The 17,492-nt window shown below is 52.7% G+C and carries 11 protein-coding genes; 8 read left to right on the top strand and 3 right to left on the bottom strand.

Translation table 11 applies throughout. The annotated features are described in order from the left end of the window. Nucleotides 1–142 precede the first annotated feature (142 nt). The 7 genes from prmA (at nt 143) to EHSB41UT_RS02915 (ending at nt 9,415) form a co-directional block, all read left to right on the top strand. Nucleotides 143–1,027, top strand: a complete 885-nt coding sequence (prmA, locus tag EHSB41UT_RS02945; RefSeq protein WP_087106702.1) for a 50S ribosomal protein L11 methyltransferase — start codon at nt 143–145, stop codon at nt 1,025–1,027. A gap of 106 nt (nt 1,028–1,133) precedes the next feature. Next, complete coding sequence (locus tag EHSB41UT_RS02940; protein WP_087106700.1) at nt 1,134–2,210, top strand: zinc-ribbon and DUF3426 domain-containing protein; 1,077 nt, start codon at nt 1,134–1,136, stop codon at nt 2,208–2,210. Nucleotides 2,211–2,504: 294 nt separating this feature from the next. Then, nucleotides 2,505–3,443, top strand: a complete 939-nt coding sequence (gene dusB / locus EHSB41UT_RS02935; protein WP_242667230.1) for a tRNA dihydrouridine synthase DusB — start codon at nt 2,505–2,507, stop codon at nt 3,441–3,443. Then, nucleotides 3,440–3,739 carry a DNA-binding transcriptional regulator Fis gene (gene fis, locus EHSB41UT_RS02930; protein WP_087106696.1) on the top strand — a complete coding sequence of 100 codons (300 nt, stop codon included), beginning with the start codon at nt 3,440–3,442 and terminating at the stop codon, nt 3,737–3,739. The genes dusB and fis overlap by 4 nt, the downstream gene beginning before the upstream one ends. A 229-nt stretch (nt 3,740–3,968) precedes the next feature. After that, nucleotides 3,969–5,552 (top strand): bifunctional phosphoribosylaminoimidazolecarboxamide formyltransferase/IMP cyclohydrolase, encoded by a 1,584-nt coding sequence (gene purH / locus EHSB41UT_RS02925; RefSeq protein ID WP_087106694.1) that lies wholly within the window; start codon nt 3,969–3,971, stop codon nt 5,550–5,552. Between the two features lie 99 nt (nt 5,553–5,651). Then, nucleotides 5,652–6,932 (top strand): phosphoribosylamine--glycine ligase, encoded by a 1,281-nt coding sequence (gene purD, locus EHSB41UT_RS02920; RefSeq protein WP_087106692.1) that lies wholly within the window; start codon nt 5,652–5,654, stop codon nt 6,930–6,932. 119 nt (nt 6,933–7,051) lie between these two features. Next, nucleotides 7,052–9,415 (top strand): response regulator, encoded by a 2,364-nt coding sequence (locus EHSB41UT_RS02915; RefSeq protein WP_165767127.1) that lies wholly within the window; start codon nt 7,052–7,054, stop codon nt 9,413–9,415. A gap of 25 nt (nt 9,416–9,440) precedes the next feature. On the opposite strand, the gene hemE is transcribed toward EHSB41UT_RS02915, so the two are convergent. Continuing rightward, nucleotides 9,441–10,499 carry a uroporphyrinogen decarboxylase gene (gene hemE, locus EHSB41UT_RS02910; protein WP_087106688.1) on the bottom strand — a complete coding sequence of 353 codons (1,059 nt, stop codon included), beginning with the start codon at nt 10,497–10,499 and terminating at the stop codon, nt 9,441–9,443. A 424-nt stretch (nt 10,500–10,923) separates the two neighbouring features. Between hemE and EHSB41UT_RS02905 the strand changes: the two genes are divergently transcribed. Next, nucleotides 10,924–11,298 (top strand): RidA family protein, encoded by a 375-nt coding sequence (locus tag EHSB41UT_RS02905; RefSeq protein WP_087106686.1) that lies wholly within the window; start codon nt 10,924–10,926, stop codon nt 11,296–11,298. A 79-nt stretch (nt 11,299–11,377) separates the two neighbouring features. Here EHSB41UT_RS02905 and EHSB41UT_RS02900 read toward each other — a convergent pair whose 3' ends face one another. Further along, nucleotides 11,378–12,796 carry an FAD-dependent oxidoreductase gene (locus EHSB41UT_RS02900; protein ID WP_087106909.1) on the bottom strand — a complete coding sequence of 473 codons (1,419 nt, stop codon included), beginning with the start codon at nt 12,794–12,796 and terminating at the stop codon, nt 11,378–11,380. Between the two features lie 95 nt (nt 12,797–12,891). Next, nucleotides 12,892–17,349 (bottom strand): glutamate synthase large subunit, encoded by a 4,458-nt coding sequence (gltB, locus tag EHSB41UT_RS02895; protein WP_087106908.1) that lies wholly within the window; start codon nt 17,347–17,349, stop codon nt 12,892–12,894. Between the last annotated feature and the right edge of the window lie 143 nt (nt 17,350–17,492).

The following is a 17,492-nucleotide window of genomic DNA, read 5'->3' as shown; positions in this document are numbered from 1 at the left end:
GCCTTTGTGCTTTCTGCCGATTGCGTCTGTTTGACACAAACACCCCACCTCTCTAATCTGCGCCCATTATTTTACAAACAATCACTCCCTCTGACGTCTAACTCACAGGGAGACAAGCCCCTTCTACGGTAGCTGAACATTTATGTCCTGGATTCAAATCAAACTCGACACCACCCCGGATCATTCTGAATCCGTTGAAGATCTGCTGCTTGAGTGTGGCGCACTGGCTGTCACCTTTCTGGATGGCTGCGACCAGCCATTGTATGAACCAGACCTCGGCACCACTCCCCTGTGGAACAACCTGCGCATTATTGGCCTGTTCACTGCAGATGCTGACATGGATGCCGTTATTGCTCACCTGAATGAAACCATTCCGGGCAGCTATCAGGCTCACCGTGTAGAGATTGTTGAGGACAAAGACTGGGAGCGGGAGTGGATGACTCACTTCCACCCAATGCAATTTGGTGAGCGCCTGTGGGTTTGCCCAAGCTGGAAAGAAGTACCGGATGCCAACGCTGTCAATCTGATGCTAGATCCAGGCCTTGCCTTCGGCACCGGCACCCACCCAACCACCGCACTGTGCCTGAAGTGGCTGGACGCCCAGGACCTGGCTGGCAAGCAAGTGATTGATTACGGCTGCGGCTCCGGCATTCTTGCCATTGGGGCACTGTTGCTGGGTGCGGAGCATGCCCTTGGTGTCGATACCGACCCTCAGGCTCTCGAAGCCTCCCGCGACAATGCCGAGCGCAATAAAATTGCCAGCGGCCGTCTGCACGTCTGCTATCCGAAAGATACGCCTGACACCATGGCCGATGTTATGGTCGCTAACATTCTGGCCGGCCCGCTAATGAGCCTGGCCGAAACTCTGGCCAGCCATACCAAGCCTGGCGGCAAGCTGGCTCTATCCGGCATTCTGTCCGAGCAGGCTGAGGATGTACTGGCCGCTTATGAACCATGGTTTGAAATGGATCCTGTCACCGAAATGGATGGCTGGGTTCGCCTCAGCGGTGTTCGCCGCAACAACTGATTGCAAAAACGATAACTCCGTCGCCTGTCATGTGACGAGTTAAGTTAGAGTTTGTCTGACAAAGCTGGCAAAATAATTTGTCAGCTGCGTCAGCAAACACAGAATCATGCAAGCCACACATCAGAACCGAAACACTGCAGACTCATGGATTACCCGTTGCCCGGAGTGCAATACGGCTTTCCGTATTACCCGTGGGCATCTGCAGGCGGCCAAGGGTTCGGTCCGTTGCGGCTCCTGCCTTTATGTATTCCGTGCCGACCAGCATATTGTCGGGGGCTCCCTCCCGGAAGACCTGATCCCGGCACCACGCCCTTCCCAATCCGTGGACTTCCCGGAGGATGATACTGACGACGATGTTCTGTTCAGTGTCAGTTCTGAAGGAAAGTCTCAAAAGGATGCTGAAGAATCCCTGGATCTCAGCGACGATGTTTTTGCCATAGAGCAGGCTCCCAAACGACACTTCTCCAGTAACAACGAGACTCCGGCCCCACAAGGCGATGATGATGAAGCCTGGGCAAGAGCCATGCTTGATGAGCTGGATCTTGAGGAAGAAGAGCAGGCTGCTCCCGAAATTCAGAAAGTAGAACCAGAGTTCAGCGCCTTCGATGTCGATGAAGCCCCTGCCGAACCTGAAGTTCGCCATCAGGCACCCGCTGACAGCCTGACGGGGCTGGATGACGATCCGCTGGATTTGCACTATCAGAAGAAAAGCTTCCTGCAGCGAGCAGCTATTCCTTTCTGCTGCCTGTTACTGACGATCGGCCTTGTCGCCCAGCATATTATTTATAACTTCGACAATATTGCCTGCACGCCATCACTGCGCCCATTGATATCCACTCTTTGTGGTGTAACCGGATGTCAGCTTCCGGAAATGAAAGACCTTTCCCGAGTCAGTGTCCGCAATATCGTGGTGCGCAATGAGCCAACCTACCAGAACGCTATCACGGTGGATGCCATCATTAGCAATGAGGCCGCCTTCCCACAGCCTTACCCGAATTTGATGATGGTGATCTCCGGCGTGAACAATAATGTGCTCGGAACCCGCCTGCTCACACCGGAGCAATACCTCTCCGGAGAAGCGGCCGGAGAGACCGACATGCAGCCGATGAAACCTGTTCATCTTTCGCTCAACATTATGAGCCCAGGACCGGACGCCCGAAATATTACCTTTGACTTCCCCTGATACCAGAACACTCTTCTGATATAGGTCAAAAAGAAGACAATAAAGTCTGAACAAATATTGTTATTTTTGGCGATTCCTTCACCATAGCGGGACTGATTCACCTGCGTCCAAAGGCCTTTTGCCAATGGGCAGCATTCGGCTTTATCCGCTCGTGGGAAAGGGTTATGATACCCGCCCAAACGGTTAAATTTTGACCAGCATTCTCTGAAATAATTCGCCTGTGTTTTTTTGAGTGTACGCAAATTGCTGAAGATCGGACCCTACCAGATTACTACCCCACTCGTTCTTGCCCCCATGGCTGGTGTAACGGATCGCCCGTTCCGCAGGCTGTGTCTGCAAATGGGAGCGGGGCTGGTTGTCTCGGAAATGGTTACCAGCGATGTTCGCCTCTGGAATACCCGCAAATCCCGTCTCCGCCTTGAGCACTCCGGCGAACCCGAGCCTCGCTCGGTGCAAATTGCCGGTGGTGATCCGGAGATGATGGCTGAGGCCGCCCGCCGCAATGCGGAAATGGGCGCCCAGATCATCGACATCAACATGGGCTGTCCGGCCAAGAAAGTCTGTAACAAAGCGGCAGGTTCTGCCCTTATGAAAGACGAAGCTCTGGTCAAGGACATCCTTACGGCTGTTGTGGGAGCCGTCGATATTCCTGTCACACTCAAAATCCGCACAGGCTGGAGCCCCGACCAGCGCAATGGCGTAACCATCGCCCGTATTGCTGAAGACTGCGGCATTCAGGCTCTTGCCGTCCATGGCCGCACACGCAGCTGTATGTACCGGGGAGAAGCGGAATACGATACCATTGCGGAAATCTGTTCTGCTCTCTCAATCCCCGTGATTGCCAATGGCGATATCACTTCACCCGAAAAAGCCAAACAGGTTCTGGATCATACCGGAGCACAGGCCGTCATGGTTGGCCGGGCCGCCCAGGGTCGCCCCTGGATATTTCAGGAAATTGCCCACTATCTGGAACACGGCACTTACCTGCCCTCACCGTCATTAGAAACCATCTGCAACATCCTGCTTGATCATTTGCAGGAGCTTCACAGTTTTTATGGTGATGTCATGGGACCGCGTATCGCTCGCAAACATGTGGGCTGGTATCTGCAGACAACAGATGGGGCAACCGCTTTTCGTAAACAATTTAACCAGTTGGAAACACCCGCGGCCCAAATTGCCGGAATCAGGGAATATTTTACGCACTTGATCGAAGGAAAGGAGTTTGCGGCATGACGGTAACAGATATCGCAGCCCAGGAGTCCACGTTCAACAGTAACCTGAGCAGCCCGGTTTCCCAGGAAACCCAGACTCTGCGTGACAGCGTTGAAAAGGCCATGACCAACTATTTTGCCCATCTGGACGGGCAGGACGTCACCAATGTCTACAATATGGTGCTGTCCGAAGTTGAAGCGCCACTTCTGGAAAGCGTGATGACTTACGTGAAAGGTAACCAGACCCGGGCATCTGTAATGCTCGGCCTCAACCGGGGAACTCTGCGTAAAAAGCTCAAGCAGTATGGCTTGCTGTAAATTGAATTGAAACGAACAGGCGGTTTATCCGCCTGTTTTTTTTATGGCGACTTTTTACATCAGCTATTGAAGCCTGCCACCAGATAAGGTTTCATAGCCGCCCATAACAGGGTCAACGGACCTAAAGCCGCACTCAGGCACGGACGGCAATAAATGAACAGGCTGTACAGCTCACCCACTGTGCAGTAACTGGCAGAACAAACCTATACAATCCAAGAGTGAGACTGTAATGGCTGACAACACCGGTATTCGCCCCGTTCAACGAGCACTGATCAGTGTCTCCGATAAACAGGGCGTGGTTGAATTCGCCCGCCGCCTGGCAAACCTCGATATCGAGCTACTTTCTACCGGAGGCACCTTCCGCCTGCTGCAGGAAAACAATATTCCTGTTACCGAAGTATCCGATTACACCGGTTTTCCGGAGATGATGGATGGCCGGGTTAAAACTCTGCACCCAAAGATTCATGGCGGCATTCTCGCTCGCCGTGGTCAGGATGATGAAGCCCTGGCAACCCACGGCATTAACACCATTGATATGGTGGTGGTAAATCTCTACCCGTTTGAAAAGACCGTTGCCAACCCGGCATGCACGCTGGCCGATGCCATTGAGAATATTGATATCGGCGGCCCGACCATGGTGCGTTCCACCGCGAAGAACCATAAGTACACTGCGATTGTGGTGAACGCTGACCATTACGACACCATTGCTACCGCGCTCGAACAGGATGGCGGACTCAGCGAAAGCCAGCGCTTCCAGCTGGCGGTTGAAGCTTTTGAGCACACTGCCGCTTACGATGGTGCGATTGCCAACTATCTGGGTTGCATAAATACCGACAGCGAAGAAAAAAGTCGCTTCCCTCGCACCTTTAATACCCAGTTTATAAAAGCAGACGATATGCGTTATGGGGAGAACCCTCACCAGGCCGCTGCTTTTTATCGGGAGACAAATCCTGCAGAAGCCAGCGTATCCACAGCAAAAGTTCTGCAGGGCAAAGCGCTCTCTTACAACAATATCGCCGATACCGATGCTGCACTGGAGTGTGTAAAAGGCTTTGAGCAGCCAGCCTGCGTTATCGTCAAGCACGCCAATCCTTGCGGTGTAGCCATTGGCTCCGACATTCTGGAAGCTTATAACCGCTCTTACGCCACTGATCCAACATCAGCCTTTGGCGGCATTATTGCCTTCAACCGTCCACTGGATGCGCAAACGGCCAACGCGATCTTGGATCGTCAGTTTGTCGAAGTGATCATTGCGCCATCCGTAGCCGACGAGTGCCACGACATTCTGGCCAAGAAGCCAAATATCCGGGTTCTGACCTGTGGAGAACTGCCGGCTTCCCCAACTCCATTCCTCGACTTCAAGCGTGTGAATGGCGGCCTTCTGGTTCAGGATGCTGATATTGGCCGTGTCAGTGAAGAAGAACTGAAAGTTGTGACCGAACGCCTGCCAACAGATGCCGAGCTGCGTGATCTGCAATTCGCCTGGAAAGTGGCCAAATATGTGAAGTCCAACGCCATCGTCTACTGCAAAAACAACCAGACCGTAGGTATCGGCGCCGGCCAGATGAGCCGTGTTTACAGCGCCCGTATCGCCGGTATTAAAGCAGCAGACGAAGGGCTGGAAGTGCGCGGCTCCGTTATGGCGTCCGATGCCTTCTTCCCGTTCCGCGATGGTATTGATGCGGCAGCTGCTGCTGGCATTACCGCTGTTATCCAGCCCGGTGGCTCGATGCGTGATCAGGAAGTGATTGATGCCGCTAACGAAGCCGGCATGGCCATGGTCTTTACCGGCATGCGCCACTTCCGTCACTAATCACGAAATCATTCGCTCCGCTCGGAGCTGCACACCCACAGCTTTGCTGGCAGCTCCGACTTCACACTCTCTTAACTCAGCATCAAAGGATCTGACGTTATGAAAATTCTAATTATTGGTAGTGGCGGTCGTGAGCACGCCCTGGCCTGGAAAGCCCTGCAATCCCCACTGACGACAGAAGTGTTTGTCGCTCCCGGTAATGCCGGAACCGCTATCAGCGAAGGCATCACCAATGTTGCTATCGAAGCGACTGATATCGAAGGTCTGAATAATTTCGCGAAAGACAAACAGATTGGCCTGACTATCGTTGGCCCAGAAGCACCGCTGGTTCTGGGTGTTGTTGATCGCTTTCAGGAACAAGGCCTGAAGATCTTTGGCCCGACCCAGGGTGCCGCCCAACTGGAAGGCTCTAAAGCCTTTACCAAAGACTTCCTGGCTCGCCACAAGATTCCTACCGCCGACTACGCCAACTTTACCGAGATTGAGCCCGCTGTCGCCTACGTGAAAGAGAAAGGCGCACCCATCGTTGTGAAGGCCGACGGTCTGGCTGCAGGCAAAGGCGTCATCCTCGCCCAGAGTGAAGATGAAGCGATTGCTGCTATCAAGGACATGCTGGCCGGAAATGCCTTTGGTGATGCGGGCCATCGCGTTGTTGTAGAAGAATTCCTGCAAGGCGAAGAAGCCAGCTTTATTGTGATGGTCGATGGAGAGCATGTTTTGCCGCTCGCTACCAGCCAGGATCATAAAGCGCGGGATAATGGCGATACCGGCCCCAACACCGGCGGTATGGGCGCGTACTCCCCGGCTCCTGTTGTGACTCCGGAAATGCACGACAGCATCATGGAACAGGTGATCTGGCCAACAGTCAAAGGCATGGCGGCAGAAGGCCATCGCTACACCGGTTTCCTGTATGCCGGTATTATGATTGATCCGCAGGGCGTGCCTAAGGTACTGGAATACAACTGTCGTTTTGGTGACCCGGAAACCCAACCGATTCTTGCGCGCATGAAGTCCGACCTTGTTGAACTTTGCCTGGCAGGCGCTGATGGTCAGCTAAACGGCAAGAACTGTGAGTGGGACTCCCGCGCAGCTCTGGGTGTTGTTATGGCGGCAGGTGGCTATCCGGCCTCCTATAACAAGGGTGATGCTATTTCCGGTCTGGATAATGCCGGTGAGGCACTGGTATTCCATGCCGGCACAGCGCTGAATGGCGATGATGTTGTGACCAGTGGTGGACGGGTTCTGTGCGTAACAGCCCTCGGCAATACCGTTGCAGAGGCACAGCAGAAAGCCTACAAAGGCGTGGAAGCTATTCAGTGGGATAACTGCTACTTCCGAACCGATATCGGCCACCGCGCCATTGCCCGTGAAAAGGCTTAGGCACAAAACGGTTAAATCCTGAAACCACGCACGTTATACTGCCTTCCATAAACTCGTTTATACAGCGTCGGTACTGGCGCTGTATAAACGCGGTAAGGACACCCGAAAGGTAGATGTGCGTGAACCAGAATAATAAGTTCATCTCCCTGATTGCCGTATTCTTCTGGCTTATCAGCGCCAGCCTGTCGTCACAGGCCTCTCTCTCTATTCACAGCGACGATTTCAGTCAGTCTGTCACTTACTTTGATATTCTTCATGAAGGTGACCTTTCCCTTGCTGAGGTACAAAGCCCGCAGAAGCAACACCTTTTCGCCCCCTGGAACATCCTCCGCCAGAAGCTGCCACGTAACAGCACCATATGGCTCAAGTTCAGTGTCCGTAACACACAAATGCACGACACCAATATGGTGCTGCATATTCTGCATAACCTCAGCCCGCCACCAGAAATTTTTATCTCGCCCCATGATAATATCGAAGGTCATCATGGCAGCCATATCCAGAGTTCATTAACCTACCAAAAACGCGCCCTTCATTTTTCTCTGCTTGCAGGGGAACAGCGTGAGCTCTACATCAAGGTTCAAACTAATCAGGCTCCTCGTATGAGCTTTATGCTGGAGAATCCCAGTGCAGCGGTCAGCAACTCCCAGTTGGCTATGTTGGGTTTTGGCATTCTGGCTGGCATCAGTCTTTTTCTTATCGCTTTAAGTCTTTATCTCTATAGAGTGCATCGGTCCCAGGACTTTTTGATTCTTTCGGCTCTACCCATTATTTATCTGTTTATCGAGTTAAGCTGGGCCGGTATTCCCGCATCCATCTGGCAAAGCTTTACCACCCCAAGATTAGACTTCTCCCATGGTCTGGTATTACTGGCTTACTCCGCGTTTATTTCGCTGTTTATGAACACCATGACAGTACGTGGTCAGCATACCCAGTTACGAACCAGCCTGATGATTCTTATTGCACTCAACGTCACATTGGCTTTTGCCAAGATGGCTAATATCTGGGTGTTCTCTGATCTACCTTTCCATATTCTGTGCATTATCAATGTGCTGATTCTGACACTGTCCTGCATTACTCGATTGTATGAAGGTGACAGCTTTGCCGGACGCTGGATTGCCGTAATGACGCCACTGTTTATACTGCAAATCACGAATGATCTGACCTCACTGTTTATCCTGCCTTTACATCCTGGCTTTTTAGGCGGTCTTCATTTATTGGCGTCGATCTTCGCAATTACCTCTTTGACCTTTATGCGTATACCGGCACGACAGGCGGCAATCAGCACTTCGGCATTCTCATCACCGGATGAACCGGAGCCTGCCCCGCCGGCCACTTTCCAGCTCAGCTCACTGGGTCACGAGCTGCGTACACCAATGAATGGGATCATGGGGATGACAGAACTGCTCCTGAACACAAATCCCTCCCATCGTCAGGCGGAATATCTGCGTACTCTCCAGCTGTCTGGACATGAACTGCTGACACTGATTAACCAGACCGTTGATGCCAGCAAAATTCTGAATGATAAAATTACCCCGACTCAGGACAGAATTGATTCAGACGAATTACTGCACCAGTGTGTTGAGCGTTTTAATTACCGGGCTTATCAACTGGGACTGGAGCTGGCACTGCTCAGCAAGATAGATCCGGAAACCGACCTACTGGGGGACACCAGCCGAATCAACCGGACTCTTAACGCCCTCATGCTACATGCCATTAATCATATGGAACAGGGTAGTATCCTGCTTACAGCCAATCTGCATACTTCTCCTGCAAATGCTTCCGCGCAGATCAGAAGCCCTCTGGTCGTTCGTTTTACCATTACCAGCACCGATGGCGGAGTCGGTTCGGAAGCGGCCCGTAAAGATTTAAACCGACAGGACAATAGCGACAGCCCTCTCAATATTCTCTCAATGACCCGGGATATCATTCAGTTTCTGGGAGGTGCTATCGGCACAACAGAGACCACAGACGGCAGCATGTACTGGTTTGACCTGCCGGTACAAAAGACTGAAAAACACCACAGCCATGCATCAGCACTCGATCACATAGCCCTGGCGGATAAGAGAGTTCTTGTGGTGGATGACAATGACACCTGTCGTACTGTTCTGGTCCAACAACTGCAAAAGCATGGCCTACATGTTGATCCTGCCAGGGATGCCACGGAAGCCATGGCATTGTTACGCACCGAAGCGATGCTCGGTCGCCCCTATGATGCCATTTTCCTGGATCACCAGATGCCAGGCATCAATGGTCTGCAGCTGGCTGAACGTTTACGTCAGGACTCACTGTTTACCAATCTGATTACCATTATGCTGACCGGGCTGAACCTGCCAAAAAGCGAAGAGGCTTATGCCAAAGGCTTTATCACCCGGATTTTGACCAAGCCCGCGAGCGGAAAAAGAATCAGGGAAACTCTTCAGGATGCCTTGCTGGAGGCCAATAAAGAGAAGGAAAGTCAGACAGAGCCTTTGGGCTCTGTCTGATAATGCTGCCTTCAAGGGGAAGGGATTACTTGCGAGCGGAGAACTCGTGGACAGCCTCAACAAACACGCCGGCATTCTCTGGGTTCACAAACTGGTGAATGCCGTGGCCAAGGTTAAAGACATGGCCATTGTGGGAACCAAAATCATCAAGAATACGCATCACTTCTTCCCGGATTCGAGCAGGTGAGCCGTAGAGTACAGAAGGATCCATATTACCCTGCAGGGCAACCTGATGACCTACACGCTCACGCGCCTCACCGACGTGGGTTGTCCAATCCAGCCCCAATGCATCGGCACCCGTTCCGGCCATCACCTCCAGCCACTGCCCACCATTCTTAGTGAACAGAATCACCGGCACCTTGCGGCCTTCATTCTCCCGAATCAGGCCAGCAACAATGCGCTGCATATAGGCCAGAGAGAACTCTCGGTATTCCCGGTGCCCCAAAACGCCGCCCCAGGTATCAAAGATCTGAACAGCCTGAGCACCGGCCAGAATCTGCGCATTCAAATAATCAATAACGCTGTCTGCCAGACGATCCAGCAGTTTATGCAGAACTTCCGGCTGGCTGTACATCATACCCTTGATATGACGGAAGTCTTTGGTACTACCGCCTTCAACCATATAGGTCGCCAGCGTCCACGGACTGCCGGAGAAGCCGATCAGCGGGACACGACCGTTCAATTCACGGCGAATCACCCGCACAGCATTCATCACGTAGTCCAGCTCATCATCCATTTTGGGCTGAATCAGAGCATCGACATCCTGCTCAGAGCGAATGATCTTTTTAAATTTTGGGCCTTCGCCGGTTTCAAAATAAAGCTCCAATCCCATAGCATCGGGTATTGTCAGGATATCGGAGAAGAGAATCGCGGCATCCAGTGGAAAACGTTCCAGCGGCTGAATGGTCACTTCACAAGCCAGATCGGCATTTTTACATAAGCTGAGGAAGTCACCGGCCTGACTGCGGGTTGCACGATATTCCGGAAGATAGCGTCCTGCCTGGCGCATCATCCAAACTGGGGTATAGTCAACAGGCTCCCTCAAAAGTGCCTTGAGAAACGTATCATTCCTGAGTTCGCTCACAGTAAAACTCTCTCTATTATTCGTGGTGAACTGTACCCGAATACGGATTGCACTTATACAAAAAGATGCCAGACTCAAACGCTGTTTTAGCCGAAACAGACGCAGGTCAAATTAAACTGAATTTGAAAAAGTAGCCATTTATTTCATTGACGAAAATCAAAGCAGTAAGCCTGCGTGCGAGTAGCATGCCAAACTCCTGAAGAGCCCCTGCAAAAGAGTGAAGATTCACTCAGCCATGGGCTTATGCTCTTACAGGATCGCGAAATACGCCCTTTTTATTTTCTCCCGAATAACCAGTACCTGCTGGATGAAAACCCGGCCACATATGACTGACCAGATTCGGGAGAGCTGACCAGCCGCCAAAGACTACCAGCCTTTGCCGTACCCGCTGTTCAGCCACACAAGTTACAAGTTGAGCAATATCATGGAAAAAGTTATCGAAACGACCGATGCCCCTGCAGCTATCGGCCCTTACTCCCAGGCTATGCAATTCAACGGCATGATCATCACGTCCGGCCAGCTGCCTATTCACCCGGAAACCGGTGATATGCCTGAAGACACCAAGGCGCAGGCGCGTCAGTGTCTGGAGAACGTAAAAGCCATTTTGGAAGCGGCCGGCTCCAGCATGAGCAAGGTTCGCAAGACTCTGGTTTTCGTGAAGGATATGAACGACTTCACCGACATCAACGAAGTTTATAAGCAGTACTTCAGCCTGCCTTTCCCGGCTCGCAGCTGTGTAGAAGTCGCTCGCCTGCCAAAAGACGCCAAGGTTGAAATTGAAGTGATCGCGACAGTTTAATCGCCAGCACAGATTCAATAAAAAAGGAGAGCCTGAGCTCTCCTTTTTTATGCGCCAGATTTATGCGCTCGAGGCACGTTTAAACATCCAGATAATCCAGAATCCCTTCCGCGGCCTGGCGACCTTCCCAGATAGCCGTTACCACCAGATCAGAACCACGGACCATATCACCGCCAGCAAAGATCTTTGGATTGGAGGTCTGGAACGGGAATTCGGCGTGCTCAGGGGCAATCACCCGACCGCCATCATCCATAGCAATATCCTGATCACCAAACCAGTCTGCCGGGCTAGGGCGGAAACCAAAGGCGATCAACACTACATCGGCTGGCAGAATCTCCTCACTGCCCTCAACCGGTTCCGGACGGCGGCGACCGTTTTCATCCGGCTCACCCAGCTGCGTGGTAATCACCTTAACGCCTTCAACCTTGCCATCACCGACAATTTCCACCGGCTGGCGGTTAAACAGGAACTGTACGCCCTCTTCCTTGGCATTAGCCACTTCCCGAACAGAGCCAGGCATATTGGCTTCATCCCGACGATAGGCACAGGTGACCTTTTTCGCACCCTGACGAATAGATGTGCGGTTACAGTCCATCGCCGTATCACCACCACCAAGCACGACAACGGCTTTGCCCTTCATACCAATAAAATCTTCAGGACTCTTTTCAAAACCAAGATTGCGATTCACATTGGAAATCAAGAATGGCAGAGCATCATAAACACCGGGGAGATCTTCACCGGCGAAACCGCCCTTCATATAGGTGTAGGTACCCATCCCCATAAACACCGCGTCGTAATCCGACATCAGCTGTTCAATGGTAATATCCCGACCCACTTCCGTTTCCAGCCGGAACTCGATACCCATATCGGTAAAGATTTCACGACGCTGGGCCATAACATTCTTTTCCAGTTTGAATTCGGGAATACCGAACGTCAGCAGACCACCAATTTCTGGGTTGCGGTCAAAGACAACAGGCTTCACACCATTGCGCACCAGAACATCAGCACAGGCAAGCCCAGCCGGACCGGCACCGATAACGGCCACCTTCTTATTGGTCCAGACCACCTTGGACATATCCGGACGCCAGCCCAGAGAGAACGCCGTATCGGTAATATATTTTTCCGTAGAACCAATGGTAACGGCACCAAAACCATCATTCAGGGTACAGGCGCCCTCACACAGTCGGTCCTGCGGGCATACACGACCGCAGACTTCCGGCAGGGAGTTGGTCTGGTGAGAGAGTTCAGCCGCCTCAAACAGACGACCTTCGCTGACCAGCTTCAGCCAGTTGGGAATATAGTTGTGAACCGGGCACTTCCATTCACAGTAAGGATTGCCGCACTCCAGACAGCGATGCGCCTGGGACTTCACATCCTTTTCATTAAACGGCTTGTAGATTTCTACAAACTCTTTGCGGCGGGATGTAATTGTTTTCTTGGCAGGGTCTTTCCGCCCCACATCCACGAACTGGAAATCATTATTCAGTCGTTCAGCCATACACACCTCATCAATTCTGTGACCTTGCATCTCCGCGGGAGATGTCGGCAGCCTGCTCACGCTACAGACTGCCGGGATAACCTTTCCCCTCAGGGTTACTCAGGACGCCCTCTGGTACTGGCCAGCAGGTTGTCGAGATTGGCCGCCTTGGGTTTCACCAGCCAGAACAGGCTGGTGTAGTCCTCAAAGTCCTCCAGAATCTGCGCCCCCCAGGCGCTTCCGGTCTCCTGCACATACTCTTCGATGGTGCTGTACAGGTGGGTACGATGGTCTTCCATCAGATCGGAATCAATCCGATGAATATCCACCAACTCGTGGTTGTAGCAATCAACAAAGTTGCGATCCCGGTCGAGCACGTAAGCAAAGCCACCGGTCATACCGGCACCAAAGTTACCGCCAACCGCGCCCAACACTGTTACCTGACCTCCGGTCATATATTCGCAGCAGTGATCGCCTGCGCCTTCCACAACCACATGGGCACCGGAGTTACGCACGGCCAAACGTTCACCAGCTCGGCCTGCGGCAAACAGCTTGCCTCCAGTCGCGCCATACAAACAGGTATTGCCGATAATAGACGTCTCTTCGCTGTCGAAGACGCTACCCTGCGGTGGGCTGATAACCAACCGGCCACCGGTCATACCTTTACCAACATAATCGTTGGCATCCCCTTCCAGGTACATATGTAGGCCACCGGCATTCCAGACACCAAAGCTCTGGCCCGCACTGCCTTTCAGCTTGACGGTCACAGGGGCATCAGACATACCCTGATTGCCATGACGACGGGCAATTTCACCGGACAACCGCGCACCGATAGAACGATCACAGTTGCCAATCTCGTACTCAAACGTTCCACCCGACATGCTTTCAATTGATGGCAGCATATCAGCAACCATCCGTTCAGCCATGGTGCCCTGATCAAATGGGGGGTTGCGATCAACCTGACAGGTCAGCGGCTTCTCCGCAGGAATATGACTGCTATCGAGCACCGGAGAAAGATCCAGATTGGCCTGACGAGCCGTAAGCCCTTCTTTCGCTTTCAACAATTCCGTGTGACCTACCAGTTCCCCCAGACTTCTGTAGCCCAGACGCGCCAGCCATTCGCGCACTTCTTCTGCCAGGAAGGTAAAGAAGTTAGTCACCATCTCAACCGTACCGACAAAGTGTTCATCCCGCAGGTTTTGATCCTGGGTCGCCACACCGGTCGCACAGTTATTGAGGTGGCAGATACGCAGATACTTACAGCCCATCGCCACCATCGGCGTGGTGCCGAAGCCAAAGGTCTCCGCTCCCAGCAATGCGGCTTTCACCACATCCAGACCAGTTTTCAAGCCACCGTCAGTCTGCAGTCGCACCTTGCCACGAAGGTCATTAGCGCGCAGAGCCTGCTGAGTTTCTGCCAGACCCAGCTCCCATGGAGAACCGGCATAGCGAATAGACGTCAGCGGGCTTGCCGCTGTACCACCGTCATAGCCGGAGACGGTAATCAAATCCGCATAAGCTTTAGCAACACCGGCTGCGATGGTGCCGACGCCTGGTTCGGAGACCAGCTTCACGGAGACCAGCGCCTCAGGGTTGACCTGCTTCAGATCGAAGATCAGCTGAGCCAGATCCTCAATGGAATAAATATCATGGTGTGGTGGAGGCGATATCAGCGTCACACCCGGTACGGAATAACGCAGACGGGCAATCAGGCTGTTGACCTTACCACCAGGAAGCTGACCACCCTCACCAGGCTTGGCGCCTTGGGCCACCTTGATCTGCAAAACCTCTGCATTAACCAGATAGTGAGGTGTAACACCAAAACGTCCAGAAGCGATCTGCTTGATCTTGGACACCTTATCAGTACCAAAGCGGGCTGGATCTTCACCACCTTCACCGGAGTTGGAGCGACCACCGAGACGGTTCATTGCCTGAGCCAGTGCTTCATGAGCTTCCGGTGACAAAGCACCAAGACTCATAGCGGCAGAGTCGAACCGACGAACAATCGCAGAGACTGGCTCAACCTCTTCCAGAGGAATAGGATCACGGTCACTGGCCAGCTCAAACAGGTCACGAATCACTGCCACAGGGCGCTCATTCACTAGCGCGGCATAATCGCGCCAGGCACCGTAATCACCATTTTTAACAGCCTGTTGCAGCGTCTGCACCACATCCGGGTTGAAAGCGTGATACTCGCTGTTATGAACAAACTTCACATAGCCGCCAGGCTCAATCGGCTTGCGCTTCTTGCCGGATTCTTTGCACAGAATAATCTGATCTTCTTGAAAGTCCGCAAAGCGAGCTCCCTGAATACGACTTTTCACACCCTTGAAGCAGAGATCAACCACCTCATCACTGACCCCCACAGCTTCAAACAGCTGGGCACCACGATAAGACGCGATGGTTGAGATGCCCATCTTGGACATGATCTTCAGAAGACCTTTGCCAATACCACGGCGATAAGACTTATAGGCCGCCAGAGTGTCGGCAATCACCGCTCCGGTCTTGATCATCTCCCGGATCACTTCATAAGTGAGCCATGGATAAACAGCTGTCGCACCAAAGCCGATCAAAACTGCATAATGATGAGGATCACGGGCAGTCGCCGTTTCAACAATCAGGTTGGAGTCAGCCCGCAGACCTTTGCTGATCAAGCGGTGATGAATCGCACCGGTTGCCATAGCCGCATGAATAATCAGCTTGTCCGGCTCCTGCTCATTATCAGAGATATGCAGCAGAACCTTGCCATTACGAACAGCCTGTTCCGCTTTATCACACAGAGCCTCAATCGCAGCCTGCAGACCAAGAGACTCGTAATAACCCAGGTTCAGACGCTCAACAGCCAGATCATCATGCTTATGTTCGCCATTGATCAGATTCAGGAACTTTGTGCGGGACAGGATTGGCGACTTCAGAATCACCCGCTTGGCATGTTCCGGTGTCTCTTTGAACATGTTGAGCTCACGGCCCATACAGGTTTCCAGAGACATCACCACCGCTTCCCGCAGAGGATCAATCGGTGGATTGGTCACCTGCGCAAAGAGCTGGCGGAAATAGTCATAAACCGGGCGCACCCGCTGGGACAGAACCGCCATCGGGGTATCATCCCCCATGGAGCCTACAGCTTCCTGCCCATTTTCTACCAGTGGGCGGAGGATCTGATCACGCTCTTCAAAGGTGATCTGGAAACGCTTTTGCTCACGCAGTAGGGTTTCCGGGTCCAGCGCATCAACCTTGTGTTCCTGCTCGATAAAACGTGACTGCAAACGGCAGGCATGTTCTTTCATCCAGTGCTTGTAAGGCTGACGGCTCTTAAGCTTGAGATCGATATCGTTAGCCTGCAGGAACTCACCGGTTTCCGTATCGATCGCTACAACCTGACCGGGACCAACGCGCCCTTTGGCCAGTACATCTTCCGGCTGGTAGTTCCAGACACCGATTTCCGAAGCAACGGTCAGCAGACCGTCTTTGGTTTTCACCCAGCGGGATGGACGCAGACCATTTCGATCCAAGGCACAAACGGCATAACGACCATCGGAGATAACCAGACCGGCCGGACCATCCCAGGGTTCCATATGCATGGAGTTATATTCGTAGAACGCCCGCAGATTCGGGTCAAGAGTATCAACATTCTGCCAGGCCGGTGGCACCAGCATCCGGATGGCACGGTAAAGATCGACGCCACCGGTGACCAGAATCTCGAGCATGTTGTCGAGAGAGGAGGAGTCCGAGCCGGTGTGATTAACCAGCGGACGAATATCGCTCAGCTGAGGCAACAGCTCAGATTGGAATTTATTGGCTCTCGCCTCAGCCCAATTACGGTTGCCGGTAATGGTGTTGATCTCACCATTATGAGCCAGCATGCGAAACGGCTGAGCCAGTGGCCAGCGCGGCATGGTGTTGGTAGAAAAACGCTGGTGAAACACGCAGATGGCGGTTTCAAAACGACTGTCACTCAGGTCCGGATAGAAGCTGGCAATATCTGCCGGCATCATCAGGCCTTTGTAGGTGATCACCCGACTGGAAAGAGAACAGATATAAAAGTCCTGATCTGCGGCCAACAGCTGGCTGGCTTTCCGGTGCACCATAAACAGGCCAGCTTCCAGCTGGTGTCGATCCTTCTCCTGTTCGGGAACAATAAAGACCTGTTCAATACGCGGCAGCTGATCCAGGGCGATCGGGCCGAGGCATTCACTGTCGGTAGGCACTTCGCGCCAGCCCACGACTTTCAGCCCCTGATCAGCCAGCTCCTGTTCAACAACAGTGCGAGCCTCACTGGCTATGCGATCATCCTGACTCAGGAAGACCATGCCAATGGCATACAGGGCGGGAAGTTGGGTATTAAAGGTTTCTAAAGCGACAGACCGGAAAAAGGTATCCGGTAACTGGATCAACAGACCGCAGCCATCACCGGTACGGCCATCGGCGGCTATACCTCCGCGATGGGTCATACAGGTCAGGGCTTCAATAGCCTTGCCGAGCAGTCCATGAGTTTTTCTGCCTTCCGTGTGGGCAATCAGACCGAAGCCGCAATTGTCCCTGAACTCACCGGGGTGATACAAACCTGAACTCATAGGCGATCTCTCAACAGCCATTTTGATAATCATTATTTGGCGTTATGGGGTCATCCTGACCAGTGGCAGCCTCCCTTGCTTTTCGCTCAGGCTGAAACCGACTGCACCCAGAAAATTTGGCTGCAGATAATCCGGCATCAACG

Origin of the sequence: Parendozoicomonas haliclonae, from assembly GCF_900174585.1 — a bacterium.
GTDB lineage: Bacteria > Pseudomonadota > Gammaproteobacteria > Pseudomonadales > Endozoicomonadaceae > Sansalvadorimonas > Sansalvadorimonas haliclonae.
The sequence above is the reverse complement of the archived record's forward strand: the minus strand, read 5'-3'. Positions and strand labels throughout refer to the sequence as shown.